Here is a 19953-nt window from a genome sequence, read left to right on the forward strand (position 1 = left end):
CCTGGCGCCCCGGCGTGGCCGCGTCGTCCCGGGCGCCCTTGCCGACTTGGTGGTGACAGACCCGGCGGAGCTCGACAAGGTGGGTACCGTCATGCTCGGCGGCGAGATCGTCGTCCGGCACGGTCGGCGTGTCACCCCTGACCGGGCCGGCGCCCGAACCGCGTGGCGTGACCTTGGCGTGACCTTGGAGAGACGTGGAGCGACCATGGTGAAGCGGGTCACCATCGGTGACGTCGCCGCGCATGCCGGAGTGTCCACGGCCACGGTCTCCCGGGTCCTCAACGGCGGGGCCGTCACCGAGGCGACGGCCATCAGGGTGCGGGAGGCGGTCACTCGTCTCGAATACACCCCCAACGCGCTCACCAGGAGTATTTTCGCCGGACGCTCCAGCACGATCGGAGTTGTCATCCGCGACCTGAGCAGCCCCTTCTACCTTGATCTGATCCGTGGCATCGACGACGTGGCCGCCGCTAACGACAGCCTCGTCATGTTCGCCAACACGTTTCGTCAGATCGATCATGAGATCGCCCTGGTCCGGATGATGGACGAACACCGGGTGCGTGGACTGATCGTGACGACCGGCGAGGGGACCGACAGCCGTACCCGCCACATGGCCGAGAACGGCACGCCATGCGTGATCGTCGCGCGCATCGTGCGGGACCCACCGCAGGGCATGCACTCGATCAGTCTGAACAACGTCGGGGCCGGTCGTCTGATGGCCGTGCATCTGGCCGAGTGCGGGCGGTCGTCCGTCGGTGTTGTCACCTCCGGGGGCCGCCCGTCCCAGATCGAGCGCACGGCGGGGCTGCGGCAGGCTTTCACTGATTTCGATCTGCCCCTGCCCCTGCCCCAGGACGCGGTGACCGTAGCGGAGACGGCGAAGGAGGTCGACCGCGCCGTCGGTACGCTCCTCGCGCGTGCACATGATCGAAAAAGGCCGTTGGACGCGATCGCCTGCACCACCGGGCGCCTGACCATCGCTGTCCATGCGGCGTTGACCGCTCGAGGCCTCGCCATTCCCGACGACATCGCGTTCCTGACCATGGATGACTTTCCCTGGGCCACCGCGCTCGGGATCACCGTGATCACCCAGCCCTCGTACCAGATGGGCCGACGGGCGGCCGAACTTGTCGTTGAGCACCCCGGTGAGCCGGTCAGCATCGTTTTCGAACCGACGCTGGTCGCCCGCGGCTCCGCCGGTGAGAAACGCGGGCCGTGATCTGACGCGCGGCGCTGACCTCTCCGGTCCAGCCATGGGGCCCGAGCCGTCGGCTCTTTGGAACGACACTCTCGCTGGCTGTCTCCGGCTGAGGCTGACGTTGTCACCGAGGCGGGTGTCTGGCACTCAATACGGTGCCGCGAGCCCAGGAAACATCGGGAAATGCTTCAGGTTACGGGTCCACAGATCGGCGTCCAGGTGCTGTGCTGTCGCGGCGATGACGTAATCGACAGGGTCGACACCGGGATGGGAACGCAGGTAGCGATTGGCGAGCATACCGGCACGTTCGGTCATGGAGTCATCGACTCCGACCATGTCGAGACTGTCCAGCAGGCGGTGCGTCGCATGTTCCTCGCCCGCCCGCATCCCCGCCAATATCTCGACCTTCGTCAGGACTGAGGCGACCAGGCGTTCCCCCGCCTGCGCGGCCTGGCGCAGCGCGCCGCGCGCACCCTGGTCGCCACGGAGATGGTCGATGAGCACCGAGGTGTCGACGACGATTGCCATCAGTCGGCGAGGCGGTGTGCCATCCCGCGCCGCAGCCCTTCTACGTAGCTCACCCCGTCGTCCACGCGGCCCGTCCAGCTCCCGAAGCTGGCGTCCAGAGCGCGCACCGTTTCCTCCGGGCGGCTCGAACCGTACACCCGGTCCACCGCGCGGCGCACAAGCTCGGCGAGGCCGAGCCCGCTGCGCCGGGACTCGGCCCGCAGCCGCTCGTACTGCTCGTCGGCCAGAGTGATCTGTGTACGGTGCGCCATGATGTAAACCTACATCGTTTGACGGCACAGGTGGCGCTGCTCGGGGGCAGGATGGAGCTGGGTGAGCCGATTTCCGAGGGCACACCAGACATCCCCGACTCGATGACGTCACGGTCGCCCAGGCTGTCTACGCTAACGGCCGTGATCTCTTCCTCTCCAGTCACAGTCCCGCCCGCTGATCTCGCAGAGCTTGCCCGCGCCGCGGCCGGTTGTCAGGCGCTGTCCCGCGCACGGCGGCTCGCTGCCTGGGTCGGCCCTGGTCGTCCCGTGACAGCGAAGGAGGTGCTCCGGCCGGTCGATGTCGAGGCTGCCGCGGCCGGCGCGGGCCTGCCCGCTCCGGGAAAGGTACGCACAGCGGCCGACGTCCCAGAGTTACACCTTGCATGGCTGGCCGCGCGGTCGGCCCGCTGGCTGGTCATCGGCGGCGGTCGCGCGGTGGGCACCTGCCCTGCGGATTCCCCCGCCGAAAGCACGGACACCGCGGCCACGGACACTGCGGCCACGGACACTGCGGTCTCTCCGGGCACGGACGGGACCGACACCGATGCCAGCATGCTGAACACCTGGGTCACGGCGTTGGAGGAGGTCTGCCGGAGCCAGTCGCGCGACCGGAACCGGGCCGGGGTGCTGCTTGCCTGTCATCTGCTCCTGTCGATCCTGAGTGAACAGCCGAGCCTGCGTCAGGACGAGGTGGCCAAGCGACTCCGTGACCGGCTCTACGACCTTGACTGGATGTCCAGCTCGCTCGTACTCGGTTCGTTCAGCGGCAGCATGGGGCGGTTTGACAGCGTGCTGCGGCTGCTGGAGTCGTTCGCGGCAGTGGACAGCGGGGCCGACCGCGTCGCGCTCACGCCGCTGGGCCGTTGGCTTCACGAGGTCGTGCGCGCGTCTCAGGTGACGCCCTCGCTGCCGGCAGCCGAACTCGTCGCCCGCCTCGTCGCGACCGACAGCAGCGAGCAGGTCGACATGCTGCTCGCTCAGTGGACAGGCGAGCGCGACAGCATCGGGCTGCTCACCGAGCTACTGCGAGCAGCCGCCGACGCGGGGCCTGCCGCCCGCGGGGTTGTGGTGGAGGCTGTCATCTGTCACGGGCCCGAGATGCTACCCGCGATGATGGCTGTCCGGGACCTGCCGACGCTCGCGCCGCACGCGGTCGACGCCCTTTTCGCCCACGGGCTGGGCGCTGAACCCGACGCCACGCAGACCCGCTGGCTGCGCACCGAGTTCTTGCTCGCCATCCTGCACCGCCACGGCACACAGGCCGTTCTCGACGAGGTCACCATGGTCGGTGGCCTGGCCAGAGCCGTCGGCGGCGGGCACCCGGACGAACCCGAGCTGCGCGAGGCCATCCACGCGGTTCTCGAGGCCGGCGGGCGGCCCCGTGCCCTCCGGCTGAAGGTCGAGCTGGACGGCTGGCGGCCACGAGCATGGCGCAGGGTGCGGATCCCGGCCGCCGCGAGCCTTGCCGACCTGCACCTGGTCATTCAGGCCCTGTTCGGCTGGGACGGAGACCATCTCCACGCTTTCACCGCCGAGAACGGGCTGAGGTTCGGCGACATCGACGAAGCCGAGGACGAGCACAGCAGCTCGCTCTACCGCGTGCTGCCGCGGGTGGGCTCCCGGCTGGACTATCTCTACGATTTCGGCGCATCCTGGAAGCACACCGTAACGTTGGAGGGCTTCGACTTTAACGAGGCCGCGGACGCCGTCGAAGCCGGGCCGCTCCGCATCGTCTGCTTGGCTGGGAAAGGTGACGCACCGGTCGAGTACTGGAACCCGGAGGACTCGGAGCCCGGCTCGGTGCCGTTCGACAGCGAGGAGATCAACAAGCGCCTCGCCGAACTCGTTCCGGAGCAGGATGACGTCGGGACCGACGACGCGGCCACCGTAGATCTCGCGCCTGCCAGCCCGGTCGCGCCGAGATAGCGGCGGATCTCCCGGCCCGTGGGAAGATCCACGCGCATGCGGAGGCAGCCTGCCCATCGCCGGCCTGCGCGGTCAGTAGGCCGCAAAGCTCAGGCTCAATGAGTATTGGGGGCGTCGCCAGGATCGCCTTCAGCCGCTGGGGTCATCCCTGGATGCGCGCCGTACCGGTGTCGTCCCCGCACGCGCGGGGTTGTGTCCTGGATGCTGCCCTCTGACCGATAGGACGGAGTCTGATGCATGCGGGCTTGGGCGTCGTGTGGGGAAAATCCAAGGCGCAGAACTCAGCTCACCTCCTACTTGGGCACCTGCTCGATACCGCGGCGGTCGGCGAGCTGGTGTGGGACCGGTTCCTGTCCTCGGCGGTGAAAGACCGGCTGGATGCCCATAGCGGCGGCCGGGGACGGCTGTTCTTCTCCCTGCTGTGTGGGCTGCACGACGTCGGTAAGGCGACACCGGCGTTCCAGATGAAAGACGAGGCCTTGGCGGAGCGGGTCCGCGTTGCGGGGCTTGACTGGCGTCGCCTGACCCGCAATCAGAGCCGGCAATGGCATCACGCCCGAGCCGGCGCTGTGATCATGCGGATGTACGCCAAAGAGGCTGGCTGGCCGCGGGAGACGCGGAACTGGGTATGGCCACTGATCGCGGGCCATCACGGCATCGTCCCGGCGACCGCCACCCTTCAGCCTCCGACGCCGTCCGCGCATGGTGAAGGCCCGTGGCGGGAAGCGCAACGTGCCTTCGTGGCCATGGTCGCCCGCGAACTCGGCACCGATTTAACCTCGTTCGTGAATGTGAGCCGCCCGCGACGGGCTGGGCAGCTCGCCTTATCCGGTCTGATCATTATGGCGGACTGGATAGCGAGCGATGAGACGCACTTCGAGGGCCAGCCCAGCCTGGAAAAAATTTCATTGGAGGAATCGCGGCGGCGCGCGGAAACGGCGTGGACCAGCCTGGGCCTGCGGGGTGGCTGGCGCTCCAGCCACCCCGCCCCGCGGACCGAGAAGGATCTGGTTCGTCTCCGGTTCGGGCGCAGCGCCCGGCCGACGCAGGCGGCCGCTGTCGCGCTCGCGGAGGAAATGCCGGCGCCAGGCCTTATGATCATCGAAGCGCCGATGGGTGAAGGGAAGACCGAGGCTGCGCTGGTCACGGCCGAGGTGATGGCCCGGCGGTTCGGCGCGGACGGTGTGTTCGTCGGTATGCCCACGCAGGCGACCAGCGATCCCATGTTCACCCGGGTTCTGGACTGGCTCACGAAGGTCGATCCGGAGGTGTCCATCGGTCTTCTCCACGGCCGGGCGCGTTTCAACAAAGAATGGGCCGCGCTCCGTCGTGAGGCCCGGTTCACCGGTATCGACGAGGGCCTCGACGAGTACGGCTTGCCTGACGATTTCGGCTGGGCGTCGGCGGGTAACGGCTCCGGTCCCGCAGCTGAGCCCTCTGCATCGGGCGAGGCTGCGCCCGACTGGTTCCTGGGCGGGAAACGTGGCCTGCTTACGCCGGTCACGGTCGGGACCGTCGACCAGCTTCTCTACGCGGCGACGCGGACCAAGCATGTCATGCTGCGCCATGCTGGCCTGGCGGGTCGGGTGGTGATTCTCGACGAGGTGCACGCCTACGACGTCTACATGGCGCAGTTCCTCTTCGAAGCGCTGCGCTGGCTGGCAGACGCTGGTGTGCCCGTCATTCTTCTCTCGGCGACCCTGCCGCCCGCCCTTCGCCTGCGCCTCATCGAGGCGTATGTGCAGGGCGTGACCCAAAACCCGGACCCCGAACTGGGCTCCATACCCGCGGCGAACGGATATCCGTGTCTGACCGCCGTCGCCGTAGGCAACGACGGCGGGCTCGACGCCCGCGTCACGTCGGGCGCATCCTGGCGGGACAGACCATCGGATGTCCGTGTGGAGATCCTGGCCGAGACGGTGGAATTCGCTCCCACAAGCATCGCGGACGCGGTCACCGCCGAGGTAGCTGACGGTGGACGGGCGTTGGTGGTCTGCAACACCGTGCGCCGGGCGCAGGACGTCTTCGATCTGCTCCGTCCCGTCTTCGGCGCCGACGTCGTTCTGCTGCACGCCCGGTTCGTCGCGGCCGCCCGAGCCGAGCGGGCGGAACGGATCGTCGACCAGCTCGGCCCACCGGGCCGATCCGGGGCCGCCGAGCGACCGCGTCGGCTGGTGGTCGTGGCGACGCAGGTTGCCGAGCAGTCGTTTGACGTTGATGCCGATCTGCTCGTCAGCGATCTTGCGCCCATCGACCTGCTGATCCAGCGTGTTGGACGTTTACATCGTCATGTCCGGCCGGACGTCGACCGGCCGCACCGCCTGCGCCAGCCTCGCCTGATCGTCAGCGGGCTGCGCCTGGACGCCGCCGGCTTGCCGTCCTGGCCGGCCGGAAGCCGGGCGGTCTACGGTGACCATCCGCTCGTCCGCGCGGCGGCGCTCGTCCTCGACGCCGCGGCCGGTCCCGGCTGGTCGATACCCGCCCAGGTCCCGGCACTCGTCGCCGACGGGTACGGCGAGCATCCGCTCGGCCCGCCGTCCTGGACCGCGACGGCTGAGCGGTACCGCCAGGACTGGCTGGACAAGGAAACTGAACGCGCCGCGAAGGCTGCGAACTATCTTCTCGCCGGGGTGGATGCGCTCGGCGCAAAGACCCTGGATGGCCTGCACGATCGGTCGGCCGCGCCCCGGGAGGACGACGAGAGGATCGCCGCGGTGGTTCGCGACGGTCCCGAGTCGGTCGAGGTGGTCCTGGTCCGGCGGGCGCCAGACGGGGGCTTGCGGACGCTGGCCGGCCGGCCGCTGGGGCCCAACGGCGAGGCGGTCAACGGCGACGACGCCCTGCTCGAGGAAGTTGTCGGCGCGACCATCCGGCTGCCGCCGATCGAAGCGATCACCACGGCCGCTCGTGCGGAGCTCGGCCCGCTCCCCGGCTGGTCCCGAGACGATCCGTGGCTGCGTCACGCCCGTGCGCTTGTGCTCGACGACAAACTGTCGGTGGCCTTTGGTAAATATCTGCTGACGTATGACAACGACCACGGTCTGCGGTATCAACGCCAGGGGGAGCGATGACCAGCTTCGACCTCGTCCACGAGCCGTGGATTCCAGTGATCCGTGACGGCCACCGCACCGACGTCAGTCTGGCCACCGCCTTCGCCGACGCCGCCGTGATCGACGGCCTGGCGGTCGACGACCCGCTGGAGGCCGTCGCTGTCCTCCGTCAGGTCCTGCTGCCCGTCATGCTGGACGCGCTGGGCGCGCCGCGTGACGACGACGAGTGGGCGGCGCGCTGGGAAACGGGGAGATTCACAGACGGAGACCCGATTGGCCGTTACCTCAGCGATCATGCCGCCCGGTTCGACGTGTTCCATCCCACACAGCCGTTCGGGCAGGTCGCCGGGCTGCGCACGGGAAAGGACGAGACAAAACCGATCTCACTGCTCATCCCTCGGCTCGCCGCGGGCAACAACGTCCCATTGTTCTCAGCCCGGACCGAGGATGACCCGCCAGCGCTCAGCCCAGCGCGGGCGGTCCGAGCGCTACTGGCCGTCCAGTGCTGGGACACCGCCGCCATCAAGTCGGGCGCGGCCGACGACAACAAGGTCAAGGCCGGGAAAACCACCGGCAACCCGACTGGTCCGGTCGGTCAGCTCGGCGTCGTCATCCCGATCGGGCTGACCCTCTTCCAGACCCTGCTGCTCAACACGCCCATACTGCCGGCGGGGCTGCGCCAGCGGGATGCTCCCTGGTGGCGGCGGGAGCCCCCCACCGGACGCTGGGCCTCCCGGTCCGCACAGGGCCTGCTGGACCTGCTCACCTGGCAGTCCCGCCGAGTCCGGCTCGTGCTCGACCACGACGACACAGCACCCACCGTGAGCCGGGTCGTCCTGACCGCCGGCGACCGGCTCGTACCGCTCCCACACGACCTCGAGCCCCACACCGCCTGGCGGCGGGTCGACAAGCCCAAGAAAGAAGACCCGCCGGTACGGCCGGCCCGCCACCAGCCGGGACGGTCCGCCTGGCGCGGTCTGGAGGCGCTGCTGGCCACGATCCCGACCAGCGGCGAGCGGATGACCGCGCCGTCGCTGCTCATCCAGCTGGGCCGGCTCCGCACGGACGACTACCTCGCCGACGACATCCCCCTTCAGGTACTTACCGTGGGGGTGAGCTACGGCAACCAGTCGGCGGTCATCGAGGACGTCATGGTCGATGGTGTCCCGCTACCGGTCGCCGCGCTCGCTGGAGGAGACTCGGCGGTCCGGGACACCATCCTGGCCGTCGTCGGGCAGGCTGAGAAGCTGCGAGTCGCGGCCAACCGGCTCGGGGACGACCTTCGAGCCGCCGAACACGGCGAGAAGATTCCCTGGGACAAGGGCCAACGGCTCGGCGACACCCTCGTCCACAGCTTCACCCCCTACGTCCATCGGCTCCTGGCCGGGCTCCAACGGCGGCCCGATCACACCGAACAGGCCGAGGATGCCTGGCGGGCCATTGCCCGCCGACTGGCCTTTGCCATCGCCGAACCCGCCCTGGCGGGGGCGGGCCCGGGAACATTCCTCGGCCGCGACCCGGACACCCCCTTCGGGCCTCGGCTCGCGACCGCCGAAGCGTCGTTCCGGCGCGCGCTCAACGATGCCCTCGGCCGACCGGAAGACACCTCCACGGCATCCAGACCTACGACGGGGAACCCATGACCACCGAAGCCACACCGTCCGCTGACACGTCCGTTCCGGAGCAACGAAGCCAGGTCCGATACTTCTGGGAACGGACGGCGTCGGGGACAAGCCCGGACGGCGCGGCCCTGGCCGCCCTGCGGCGCGGTGTCGGCCGCGAGCCGGGCAGCGTCCCCTCGATGTGGCAGCATTACACCCTCCTCACGGCAGACGGTGGGATCAGCGCGCGCTTGCGCGCCGAGCACGCAGCCCTCACCCTGTATGCCATTCATCAGCAGTCGCAGCCCAAGTCGGTGCACGACGCGGGCATCGGGGTCGGTAAAGCTGTTCAGATGCTGCGGGCCAGCGAGAAATTCAGCGTCGACGCTGTCGACCGGCGCTTCAACGCCGCCGCCACCGCCACATCACTGGACGAGTGCGCCTACCATCTCCGGGGCCTGGTCCGTCAGCTCCGGCAAATCTCCCAGCCGCTCGACTACACCGCCCTGCTCGACGACCTCATCGATTGGCAGCGTCCGGAGCGAATCGGCCGGGTCCGTCGCGACTGGGGACGACAGTACTTCCTCGGCCGTGACCGCGGCGGTCCTGACGGCACCAAGCCCGACCGCGCCAAATCTGCCCGCGCCAAATCCGACGGCACCAAGCCCGGCGGTTCCGCCACCCCCAACGACTGACACCCGCGGCGCGCATTTCCCCGCGGCCGTTGCGCCCGTACCGATCCCAATACCATCGCCCGATACCATCAGGATGAAGAGCATACCGATGCCTCTCTATGTTGACATTCATATTCTCCAGACCGTGCCCCCGTCGAACCTCAACCGGGATGACGCGGGCACACCGAAACAAGCCATTTACGGTGGCGTCAGGCGCGCGCGGGTATCGTCCCAGGCGTGGAAGCGGGCGACCCGCACCGCGTTCAGCGAGCAGGTGGACCCAGCCCGGCTCGGTACCCGGACAAAAAAGATCTCAGCCCTGCTCCGCGAGCGGATCGCCGCGCGCGGCCTCACCAGCCCGGAGGCGTGCGCCCGGATCACCAAGGCTCTCCTCACTGACCTTGGCATCAAGGACGGGAAGAAAGAGGCCGAGACCGCCTATCTGCTGTTCTTCGGCCGCCCGCAGCTCGAGCGGCTCATTGACCTGATCGAAGCCGACCTTCCTCAGCTCGCGGAGCTCGACGAAACGGCCCTCGCCTCCTCCCTCGGCCACGTCTCCATCAAAAAGGTGCTCGGCACCGGCCATCCGATCGACGTGGCCCTGTTCGGACGCATGGTCGCTGAGCTGCCTGATCTGAACGTCGACGCCGCGACCCAGGTCGCTCACGCCTTGTCCACCCACGCCGCCGAGGTCGAGTTCGACTACTACACGGCGGTCGATGACGAGAACCTCAAGGAGGAGACCGGCGCCGGAATGATCGGCACGGTGGAGTTCCAGTCCGCGACGCTCTACCGGTATGCGACCGTCGGCCTGCACCAGCTCGCCGACAACCTCGGCGGCGACGTGGAGGCAGCCGTCGAGGCCCTGCGTGTCTTCCTCACCGCGTTCACCACCTCCATGCCGACCGGACACAGGAATTCCTTCGCGCACCGCACTGTCCCCAACCTCGTCACCGTCGCCCTGCGCGGCGACCAGCCGGTCAACCTCGTCTCCGCGTTCGAGAATCCCGTACGGGCCGGCAGCCGAAGCATCCTGGCGACCTCCGTCGACCGGCTGGCGAACGAGCTGGCCGAGGCCGCCTCGCTGTGGGGACGCCGGCCCGCGCTCGTCGCCTCCACCTACAGCACGAGCACGTCAACCGCTGGCGCAGACGATCTAGCCAGCACGCTCGGCCCATCGACGCCGTTCAAGGACGTCGTCGAGATGGTGACCGTGGCCGCGCGGGAGCGCCTCACCGGCGCGGCGCGATGAGCACATCGTCCTGTCTGGTCCTCCGGCTGGCCGGGCCGATCCAGTCATGGGGCGGCCCGAGCATGTTCAACCGCCGTGAAACCTCTCCCGAGCCGACGAAGAGCGGTCTTGTCGGCCTGCTCGCGGCCGCGCAGGGCCGTCGGCGGGCCGACCCGATCGAAGACCTGCTCGCATTGACCTTCGGGGTCCGCACCGACCAGGCCGGGACTCTGCTCCGCGACTACCACACCGTCAGTGACTACCGTGGCCGCCCGTTGCCGTCGGCCGCCGTCACAGCCAAGGGGAAGCAGAAGTTGACGGCCCCTGCGAAACTCACCCACGTCACCGAGCGCTTCTACCTCCAGGACGCCGTCTTCATCGTCGCGATCGTCGCGCCCGATGACGTCCTCGTCGCCCTCGCTGACGCCATCCGCAATCCCGCCTTTCCTCTCGCGCTCGGGCGCCGAGCCTGCCCCCCGACCCAACCGGTGCTGCTCACACCCGTCGGCCAGCCAGGCTTGACCGCCTGGACCGGTGGGCTGCTCGACGTCCTCGGCCAGGTGCCCTGGTACGGCGGACACAGCCAGCGGCGTCAGCTCGAACGGCTGAAGTCCCCGCCGCGTCACCTCGACCTGCCCGTCACCCTCGACGATCCCGCCGGTGACGACATCCGGATGGACCTGCCAACGAGCTTCGACCCCCGAGACCGGTCCTTCACCAGCCGCCGGGTCCGTCAGACCTGGGTGCGCGTTCCCTCGCCCCACGTTGACAACCCGGATGCTGTCGACGCGGCCGACAGCCATGACCCCTTCGCGATTCTCGGATGGTGACCAGCCGTGACCTATTTGTCCCGAATATGGCTTAACCCGCTGCGGCGACAGAGCCAGGCGCTGCTCGGCAGCCCGGAGAAATTGCACGCCGCCATACTTGGCGGCATCAGCCGCCAGCCGATCAGCGAACGCGTTCTCTGGCGTCTGGAAAGCGACTCGTCGCGCGGTGAGGCCCGCGATCGGCCGCGCCGTGAGTATCGGGCGGAGCTCTTGGTTCTCACCGAGTCAGCCCCATCGTGGGAGCACCTCATCGAACAGGCCGGCTGGGCCCATGCCGATGAGCCGCAGGCTCTCATCCGCGACTACCAGCCGCTGCTCGACCGCCTCGAGACGGGCCGGGAGTTTCGCTTCCGGCTCCGCGCGAACCCGGTCAGTTCCACCCGTACACCGATGAACCCGTCGGTCAGCCAAAAAGAGCGCCTATCCCAGCCGCGTCCGCGCGGCGTCCGCGTTCCGCACCGGACCGCAACCCACCAGATCGCCTGGCTGACCAGCCGAGTCGAACGGTGGGGCTTTCACGTGCTCGACACCCCGGACGGTGACCCCGCGCTCCGCCTGACCGCCCGTGACCGCCTCACCTTCTACAAGCGAGGCGAAGGCGAGCCGGGTGCGGGTGCGGGTGCGGGTGCATCCAGCACCCGGGGCCATCGTGTCGTGCTGAGCACCGCAACCTTTGACGGAGCGCTGCGAGTGACTGATCCGGCTCTTGCCCGCCATACGTTGACGCACGGCGTCGGCTCCGCCAAAGCCTATGGATGCGGCCTCCTCACCCTCGCCGCCTACCGGCCGCCAGCCGAAACCGGCGGATGACATGTGGTGGCTGGCCAACCCACAGGACCTCCATCGCATCGAAGACCGCGTCTCCACCCTGTATGTCGAGAAATGCCATATCGATCGGGACGACAACGCCGTCGTGCTCGTGACCCGCGAACGTACCGTCAGGGTTCCAGCCGCGTTTGTCGCGAGCTTGCTGATCGGCCCAGGAACCCGAATCACCAGCGGTGCCGTCCGGCTGCTCGCCGACTCCGGCACCGCCGTGTGCTGGGTCGGCGATCGCGCGGTCCGCATGTACGCCGCCGGTCTCGGACCCAGCCGAGGCGCCGGGCTGCTCCTCCGTCAGGCATATCTGGTAACCCGCACCAAGGAACGCCTCGGTGTCGCGCGACGCATGTACGGCAAACGCTTCCCCGACGAAGACGTATCCCAAGCCACGATGCAACAGCTCCGTGGCCGGGAGGGCGCCCGCGTCAAGAAAATCTACCGACAGCACGCGGAACGCACCGGCATTGAATGGTCCGGACGCGCGTACAAACCAGGCGAACCCTACGCCGCCGGCGACGACATCAACCGGCTCCTGTCGGCGGGACACACCTGCCTCTACGGAATATGCCACGCCGCTGTCGTAGGAATAGGAGCCAGCCCGGCACTCGGATTCGTCCACACCGGCGGAGCCACATCCTTCGTCCTCGACATAGCTGACCTCTACAAGGCGGAATACACAATTCCGCTCGCCTTCGACCTCGCCGCCGCCGGCCGAACCGAGGAACGCGACATCCGGACCGTCTTCCGCGACCGCGTCGCCGATGGCAAGCTCATGGCCCGCATTGTCCGCGATATCAAAGATCTGCTTCTCGGCGAAGGAACGGATATCGACGACCAAGACGAACTTCACCTGTGGGATGAGGTCAACGACCGCGTCCCCGGCGGGGTCAACTGGGCCATCGACATGGTCGACAACTGGGACGACATCAGCTTTCTCGGCCTCACAGGCCCGGACATCGACGACCACCGGCCACCGCTGTGACCGTCATCGTCCTCATAGCAGTGGCCGACGGCCTGCGCGGGCACCTCACCCGATGGATGATCGAGATAACGGCCGGTGTGTTCGTCGGCAACCCCAGCGCCCGGGTCCGCGACCGACTTTGGACCGTCCTGACCGCTCGCGTCAACGACGGCCAGGCAGTCATGATCGAACCAGCCAACAACGAACAAGGCTGGACCGTCCGCACCGCTGGCCGCGATCGAGGCTACCCCGTCGACTACGACGGACTGATACTGTTTGCCCGTCCACGCCGCTAAAGCCGCAGGTCAGCAAGTGTCGTCCCCGCACGCGCGGGGATCTTCCATAGAACGCAGCAGGCCGCCAACGCCAACGCCTGTCGTCCCCGCACGCGCGGGGATCTTCCGTTTGAGGATGTCGGGCAGGGTGCCGCTCGGTTGTCGTCCCCGCACGCGCGGGGATCTTCCCCGGCCGCACCCACGCGGCGTGCCAGCGCGGGCGTCGTCCCCGCACGCGCGGGGATCTTCCGGCATAGCCCAGCACCCGCCTGTAGACCCGGCTGTCGTCCCCGCACGCGCGGGGATCTTCCGACGGAGATGTAACTGCCCACTGGTTCGCCATCGTCGTCCCCGCACGCGCGGGGATCTTCCGGTGGCGGCCATCGGGGCAGGGGATCGCTGGCCGTCGTCCCCGCACGCGCGGGGATCTTCCCACCCCCAACGCTACCCCGCCACCATCATTTGTGTCGTCCCCGCACGCGCGGGGATCTTCCTTCTGCTCCGTCCCGTCCGGCTTCCTGACCGCCGTCGTCCCCGCACGCGCGGGGATCTTCCATCCCCCGGCGAGCCCGCCACCGCGGCGTATTCCGCCGTCCCCGCACGCGCGGGGATCTTCCCGCCAGGTTCGGGTCACCGGCGAGCCCACGGCGGCCGTCCCCGCACGCGCGGGGATCTTCCGCGCTCGTCGCATGCGGCGTCACGCCCGGCGACGTCGTCCCCGCACGCGCGGGGATCTTCCCCCACGCCGCGCACCGCGTCGCTGGCACCGCGCGTCGTCCCCGCACGCGCGGGGATCTTCCCTGCGAGCATCGCGCCGTAAATGTCCGACTTTGGTCGTCCCCGCACGCGCGGGGATCTTCCCTCGGCGTCATCACCCACGCCGATCGTCGGGCCGTCGTCCCCGCACGCGCGGGGATCTTCCGAACACCGCGACCGCCCAGCTGTCATAGATGGGGTCGTCCCCGCACGCGCGGGGATCTTCCGAACACCGCGACCGCCCAGCTGTCATAGATGGGGTCGTCCCCGCACGCGCGGGGATCTTCCGGGCAGCTACGGGCAGCCGGACTATCAGCGGGTGTCGTCCCCGCACGCGCGGGGATCTTCCGATTATCTCCCAGCCGGGTATTTCAATTCCCTGGTCGTCCCCGCACGCGCGGGGATCTTCCGCGTCCGGGTGTCGTCGCCGCGGTCGTTCCATCGTCGTCCCCGCACGCGCGGGGATCTTCCTCGCCTTTTCGACCGTAAGCGTTGTCGGCGGGAGTCGTCCCCGCACGCGCGGGGATCTTCCGCGTTGCTTGAGCGCCGCCGCCGCGTCCTTGGAGTCGTCCCCGCACGCGCGGGGATCTTCCCGAGACGATGAACAGGTTCTGACGTTCGGCGTCGTCGTCCCCGCACGCGCGGGGATCTTCCGTATGCACTGTATTTCAGCGCTACTGATCCAGTGTCGTCCCCGCACGCGCGGGGATCTTCCAGTTACGACCAGCAGCGTTCGTTTCCACTGCGCGTCGTCCCCGCACGCGCGGGGATCTTCCCCTCCTGACCGGCTTTCGCGACGTCCAGGTCGAGTCGTCCCCGCACGCGCGGGGATCTTCCCGTCAACAGCTGCGAGCAGCACGGCCCGTACGCGTCGTCCCCGCACGCGCGGGGATCTTCCGGAAAGACGCGATTGTCATGATGATGTTCTCCCGTCGTCCCCGCACGCGCGGGGATCTTCCCGCGGGACGGGTGCCGGCCGCGCCCGAGACGCTGTCGTCCCCGCACGCGCGGGGATCTTCCGCAGCCTCATCGGCGTCCGCTTGTCGTAGGCGCGTCGTCCCCGCACGCGCGGGGATCTTCCACAGGATGTCGGCGTCGTCGTGCGGAGCTATCTGTCGTCCCCGCACGCGCGGGGATCTTCCCCTCCGCGGTGACCCGACGACGCTGCCGGAGGTGGTCGTCCCCGCACGCGCGGGGATCTTCCCCTCATCCCAGTCATTGGCGGTCTGGCGCACCTGTCGTCCCCGCACGCGCGGGAATCTTCCCGCGACCAGATCCTCAAGACGCTGGCCCGTGGGGTCGTCCCCGCACGCGCGGGGATCTTCCGCGCTGTTGTCGACGTGCCCGACCCGACCGAATGTCGTCCCCGCACGCGCGGGGATCTTCCCTCGTGTGCGCTGTAGAGGATCAGCTCCTCGTCGTCGTCCCCGCACGCGCGGGGATCTTCCTTCGACCCCCCGGGCCGTCGATCGTTCTGGTCCGTCGTCCCCGCACGCGCGGGGATCTTCCCCCGAGCACGGCCGACGGCCTGGTCGACGACCCGTCGTCCCCGCACGCGCGGGGATCTTCCGTAGTAGGTGAACAGGAGCTCCATGCGGCCCCCGTCGTCCCCGCACGCGCGGGGATCTTCCCGGTTCGCCGTGTGCCCCGGCCGCGGCAAGTCGGTCGTCCCCGCACGCGCGGGGATCTTCCCCACTCCACGCCGGCGGGCAATGCGCGGTCTCCGTTGTCCCCGCACGCGCGGGGATCTTCCCTTGGCTCGCGCGTGCGACGTTCCCGCTGTTCGGTCGTCCCCGCACGCGCGGGGATCTTCCACCCAGCTCATCTCTGTAGATGCCGCGCGTTCGGTCGTCCCCGCACGCGCGGGGATCTTCCTAGTTGACGGCGACGTCGTAGGCGCGCTCGTACGTCGTCCCCGCACGCGCGGGGATCTTCCCGCGATCACCGGCCATACGCCCATGAGCACCACGTCGTCCCCGCACGCGCGGGGATCTTCCGCGTCCACTGACGCCTGATCCGGTCGAAATCCCCGTCGTCCCCGCACGCGCGGGGATCTTCCGCGCACGCGCAGGCATCTACCACGTCTGGCACGGTCGTCCCCGCACGCGCGGGGATCTTCCGTGCAGCAGGTAGATGATCCCCTGCCGCGGCCGGTCGTCCCCGCACGCGCGGGGATCTTCCGGGACCCAAAACCTGCACCTGGACCTGGCCCACGTCGTCCCCGCACGCGCGGGGATCTTCCCTGCTGGGGGTGGTGACCTGGCGGCTGGCGAACGTCGTCCCCGCACGCGCGGGGATCTTCCCGAGGCCGCGCCGTACCGCCCCGCCGAGCCCTGGTCGTCCCCGCACGCGCGGGGATCTTCCGGCCGGCGTCATCGGCCCACAGTTCGAGTCTGCGTCGTCCCCGCACGCGCGGGGATCTTCCCCCAACGCAACCCCGCGCCGCGCAGCCACACCCGTCGTCCCCGCACGCGCGGGGATCTTCCCCGAGCTGATCGCCGGGCTGACCGCCCACGCGAGTCGTCCCCGCACGCGCGGGGATCTTCCGACAAACGCGCAGGTCGGGCCGAAGACGGATGCGTCGTCCCCGCACGCGCGGGGATCTTCCGCACCCCCACGCCGCCCTAAGCGGCCTCATGTGGTCGTCCCCGCACGCGCGGGGATCTTCCCCGCGGGCTGTGCGGCGTATGTGGCTGTTGGTTGTCGTCCCCGCACGCGCGGGGATCTTCCCGAAACGCAACGGCGGTTGGCGTCACGCGAGCGGTCGTCCCCGCACGCGCGGGGATCTTCCCCGCTGGTAGGCCGCGTCGCGGACCGTCCACAGGTCGTCCCCGCACGCGCGGGGATCTTCCCCCGGCACCCTGACCCGCGCCAGCGCCCCGGCCGTCGTCCCCGCACGCGCGGGGATCTTCCGAAGATCCCGAACCCGCACGTTACGGCGTCGTAGTCGTCCCCGCACGCGCGGGGATCTTCCCTCCGGCCCGGGGCACGCGCACCACGCATCCGGGTCGTCCCCGCACGCGCGGGGATCTTCCGCGCTACCTGCTGCCGCGGCGCCGCTGCGGCTGGTCGTCCCCGCACGCGCGGGGATCTTCCCAGCGGCCTGGGGGTCGTCGACATTGCCCGCGAGTCGTCCCCGCACGCGCGGGGATCTTCCTTTCTCGATGGGACGAACTACTGGCGGCTGGTAGTCGTCCCCGCACGCGCGGGGATCTTCCCACCCGCCAGCACCGCCGTCGGTGTCGGTGGCCGTCGTCCCCGCACGCGCGGGGATCTTCCTAGCGACGCTCCGATAGGATGATTTCAGGAGACGTCGTCCCCGCACGCGCGGGGATCTTCCCCCACCGGACGACCTGATCGCCGATCGGCATCTGTCGTCCCCGCACGCGCGGGGATCTTCCGGCGGTGGGCCTGCGGCTGCGGGCGGTGCGAACGTCGTCCCCGCACGCGCGGGGATCTTCCTGCTCGGCCGGTATGTGCATCGAGGCCGCCACGGTCGTCCCCGCACGCGCGGGGATCTTCCCCGATGATCCGGCGGCGTTCGAGCACCGCCGAGGTCGTCCCCGCACGCGCGGGGATCTTCCCGCTACGAGTTTGACATCCTCGATGTCGGACGTGTCGTCCCCGCACGCGCGGGGATCTTCCCCCAACGTTCACGCGAGTACCTCCATGACCTGGGTCGTCCCCGCACGCGCGGGGATCTTCCCCATCACGACGACCCTCGGCCGCTCGCTGGTCTGTCGTCCCCGCACGCGCGGGGATCTTCCCGGTTTGATCGCCGCGCCGCATGACACGGCAGAGTCGTCCCCGCACGCGCGGGGATCTTCCCGCCTCCGGCTACGGCGTCTCCCTTGACCAGTGGTCGTCCCCGCACGCGCGGGGATCTTCCCGCGCCCCGTGCCATTACACGCGCGGCAGGTGAGTCGTCCCCGCACGCGCGGGGATCTTCCGAGAGCGCCGGGCGGTCCGGCGCCGGGCCGGCCGTCGTCCCCGCACACGCGGGGATCTTCCCAAACAGCATCTGTCCGCGGAAAAGATCTCGCGGTCGTCCCCGCACGCGCGGGGATCTTCCGGCGCCCCGCCCGCTGCCGACGTGCGACACCTGGTCGTCCCCGCACGCGCGGGGATCTTCCGGAGAAGCCGCGAGGCGAGGACACCGCATGGTGGTCGTCCCCGCACGCGCGGGGATCTTCCCAATGCGCTCCGCGGGCTGGTCACTTCTCACCCGTCGTCCCCGCACGCGCGGGGATCTTCCGAGCTCGGCCGCGCGGTACGCCGCCGACCAGTCGTCGTCCCCGTACGCGCGGGGATCTTCCGGCCACGCCACCCACCAGATCCCCCGGCCCGAGGTCGTCCCCGCACGCGCGGGGATCTTCCGTAGCAATCTGGCGTCGCATCCATCAAGCAGTAGTCGTCCCCGCACGCGCGGGGATCTTCCCTCGCCGAGGACATCGGTAGACCGTGGGATGCGGTCGTCCCCGCACGCGCGGGGATCTTCCCACCAGCCCGCCACCACCCACCACACCATCTCCGTCGTCCCCGCACGCGCGGGGATCTTCCGTCATTGGCGGCGGGGGAGGGGGGCGCGGTGATGTCGTCCCCGCACGCGCGGGGATCTTCCGGACGGCACCTGGACCCCATAACCCCCCGCCTAGTCGTCCCCGCACGCGCGGGGATCTTCCCCCGTCCGGCGGTGCACCGGCGGGTCCACTCGCGTCGTCCCCGCACGCGCGGGGATCTTCCCCCGATTACGATCACCCGGGGCCGGCCAGACGCGTCGTCCCCGCGCCGTCGAAGACGAGCGGCTCGCCGTCGTCCCCGCACGCGCGGGGATCTTCCCACAGTCAGCCGGTGCACCCACTGCGCGCGCAAGTCGTCCCCGCACGCGCGGGGATCTTCCGTGGCAACCTCGGCACGCTCGCGGACATCCGCGGTCGTCCCCGCACGCGCGGGGATCTTCCCGCGGCGCTGTACGGGGACGGGGACGCGCGATGAGTCGTCCCCGCACGCGCGGGGATCTTCCTCGCGCAGTCTCTGCTCATGCGGCCCGCGCTCTGTCGTCCCCGCACGCGCGGGGATCTTCCCCCAGCGCCCGGTGCTGCCGGGGCGCGCGCGAGGTCGTCCCCGCACGCACGGGGATCTTCCTCCTGCCGTTTTCCACGAGGCGATCGAGGAAGTGTCGTCCCCGCACGCGCGGGGATCTTCCCACTGCCGACGACGGAGCTGGCCGCGTCTAGCCGTCGTCCCCGCACGCGCGGGGATCTTCCGAAGAACCAGACCGAGCGGGCGTGCATGTCGTGGTCGTCCCCGCACGCGCGGGGATCTTCCCGATTGGAGCGACACCTATGGCGACCGAGATCCGTCGTCCCCGCACGCGCGGGGATCTTCCCTGGACGCCCGGGCTGGTGTGCCAGTAGACGATGTCGTCCCCGCACGCGCGGGGATCTTCCTCCGTCACGGGTGCAGGTCACCGCGCGAGCGACGTCGTCCCCGCACGCGCGGGGATCTTCCCGACGCCACCACCGGTGAGCAGCACCAGCAGTTTGTCGTCCCCGCACGCGCGGGGATCTTCCCACGCAGGCGCGCGACAACGGCGACCAGGACGAGTCGTCCCCGCACGCGCGGGGATCTTCCCCCGGCGTACAGGGCCAGTCCGTACAGTGCCAGGTCGTCTCCGCACGCGCGGGGATCTTCCCTAGCTAGGCAGCCCCGCCGCGTGGCATGGGCCGTCGTCTCCGCACGCGCGGGGATCTTCCCTGGACGCCGGGGCTGGTGTGCCAGCAGATGATGTCGTCCCCGCACGCGCGGGGATCTTCCCTCGACGCGCACCGTCGCCGGCCCGACGAGGTA

General features: G+C 69.6%; 12 protein-coding genes and 2 CRISPR repeat arrays. Of the genes, 10 read left to right on the top strand and 2 right to left on the bottom strand.

Going from position 1 to position 19953, the window contains the following annotated elements; genetic code table 11:
- A partial coding sequence (locus MJ797_RS18000) for a LacI family DNA-binding transcriptional regulator (protein WP_239336491.1) occupies positions 1-1219 on the top strand: 1219 nt, incomplete at its 5' end.
- A 126-nt stretch (positions 1220-1345) separates the two neighbouring features.
- Here the strand turns inward: MJ797_RS18000 and MJ797_RS18005 are convergent.
- A complete protein-coding gene (locus tag MJ797_RS18005) occupies positions 1346-1726 on the bottom strand; it encodes a type II toxin-antitoxin system VapC family toxin (protein WP_239336492.1) in 381 nt (126 codons plus the stop codon).
- On the bottom strand, positions 1726-1977 hold the full coding sequence (locus MJ797_RS18010) for a ribbon-helix-helix protein, CopG family (protein ID WP_239336500.1): 252 nt from the start codon (positions 1975-1977) through the stop codon (positions 1726-1728). The genes MJ797_RS18005 and MJ797_RS18010 overlap by 1 nt, the downstream gene beginning before the upstream one ends.
- Before the next feature lie 267 nt (positions 1978-2244).
- On the opposite strand from MJ797_RS18010, the gene MJ797_RS18015 reads away from it, so the two are divergent.
- The 9 genes from MJ797_RS18015 (at position 2245) to cas2e (ending at position 13368) form a co-directional block, all read left to right on the top strand.
- Complete coding sequence (locus MJ797_RS18015) at positions 2245-3903, top strand: plasmid pRiA4b ORF-3 family protein (protein ID WP_239336503.1); 1659 nt, start codon at positions 2245-2247, stop codon at positions 3901-3903.
- A gap of 233 nt (positions 3904-4136) precedes the next feature.
- Complete coding sequence (gene cas3, locus MJ797_RS18020) at positions 4137-6974, top strand: CRISPR-associated helicase Cas3' (protein WP_239336509.1); 2838 nt, start codon at positions 4137-4139, stop codon at positions 6972-6974.
- Positions 6971-8596, top strand: a complete 1626-nt coding sequence (gene casA / locus MJ797_RS18025; RefSeq protein WP_239336512.1) for a type I-E CRISPR-associated protein Cse1/CasA — start codon at positions 6971-6973, stop codon at positions 8594-8596. Before cas3 ends, casA begins: the two co-directional genes overlap by 4 nt.
- Positions 8593-9249, top strand: a complete 657-nt coding sequence (gene casB / locus MJ797_RS18030; RefSeq protein ID WP_239336515.1) for a type I-E CRISPR-associated protein Cse2/CasB — start codon at positions 8593-8595, stop codon at positions 9247-9249. The genes casA and casB overlap by 4 nt, the downstream gene beginning before the upstream one ends.
- Before the next feature lie 88 nt (positions 9250-9337).
- A complete protein-coding gene (cas7e, locus tag MJ797_RS18035; protein ID WP_239336518.1) occupies positions 9338-10480 on the top strand; it encodes a type I-E CRISPR-associated protein Cas7/Cse4/CasC in 1143 nt (380 codons plus the stop codon).
- Entirely contained in the window at positions 10477-11289 is an 813-nt protein-coding gene (gene cas5e, locus MJ797_RS18040; protein WP_239336521.1) for a type I-E CRISPR-associated protein Cas5/CasD, read from the top strand. The genes cas7e and cas5e overlap by 4 nt, the downstream gene beginning before the upstream one ends.
- A 6-nt stretch (positions 11290-11295) precedes the next feature.
- Positions 11296-12099 carry a type I-E CRISPR-associated protein Cas6/Cse3/CasE gene (gene cas6e / locus MJ797_RS18045; protein ID WP_239336529.1) on the top strand — a complete coding sequence of 268 codons (804 nt, stop codon included), beginning with the start codon at positions 11296-11298 and terminating at the stop codon, positions 12097-12099.
- A 1-nt stretch (position 12100) separates the two neighbouring features.
- On the top strand, positions 12101-13093 hold the full coding sequence (cas1e, locus tag MJ797_RS18050; RefSeq protein ID WP_239336535.1) for a type I-E CRISPR-associated endonuclease Cas1e: 993 nt from the start codon (positions 12101-12103) through the stop codon (positions 13091-13093).
- On the top strand, positions 13090-13368 hold the full coding sequence (gene cas2e / locus MJ797_RS18055) for a type I-E CRISPR-associated endoribonuclease Cas2e (RefSeq protein ID WP_239310847.1): 279 nt from the start codon (positions 13090-13092) through the stop codon (positions 13366-13368). Before cas1e ends, cas2e begins: the two co-directional genes overlap by 4 nt.
- A gap of 18 nt (positions 13369-13386) precedes the next feature.
- A CRISPR array of direct repeats spans positions 13387-18846; the repeat unit is 28 nt; unit sequence GTCGTCCCCGCACGCGCGGGGATCTTCC.
- Positions 18847-18914: 68 nt separating this feature from the next.
- A CRISPR array of direct repeats spans positions 18915-19920; the repeat unit is 28 nt; unit sequence GTCGTCCCCGCACGCGCGGGGATCTTCC.
- Positions 19921-19953: the final 33 nt, after the last annotated feature.

Source organism: Protofrankia sp. CiP3 (assembly GCF_917627345.1).
GTDB lineage: Bacteria > Actinomycetota > Actinomycetes > Frankiales > Frankiaceae > Protofrankia.

Excerpts from the sequence above, each read along its gene's own strand:
- MJ797_RS18005 (WP_239336492.1), bottom strand. The coding sequence starts at position 1,726 with ATGGCAATCGTCGTCGACACCTCGGTGCTCATCGACCATCTCCGTGGC.
- MJ797_RS18010 (WP_239336500.1), bottom strand. The coding sequence starts at position 1,977 with ATGGCGCACCGTACACAGATCACTCTGGCCGACGAGCAGTACGAGCGG.
- cas3 (WP_239336509.1), top strand. The coding sequence starts at position 4,137 with ATGCATGCGGGCTTGGGCGTCGTGTGGGGAAAATCCAAGGCGCAGAAC.
- casA (WP_239336512.1), top strand. The coding sequence starts at position 6,971 with ATGACCAGCTTCGACCTCGTCCACGAGCCGTGGATTCCAGTGATCCGT.
- casB (WP_239336515.1), top strand. The coding sequence starts at position 8,593 with ATGACCACCGAAGCCACACCGTCCGCTGACACGTCCGTTCCGGAGCAA.
- cas7e (WP_239336518.1), top strand. The coding sequence starts at position 9,338 with ATGCCTCTCTATGTTGACATTCATATTCTCCAGACCGTGCCCCCGTCG.
- cas5e (WP_239336521.1), top strand. The coding sequence starts at position 10,477 with ATGAGCACATCGTCCTGTCTGGTCCTCCGGCTGGCCGGGCCGATCCAG.
- cas1e (WP_239336535.1), top strand. The coding sequence starts at position 12,101 with ATGTGGTGGCTGGCCAACCCACAGGACCTCCATCGCATCGAAGACCGC.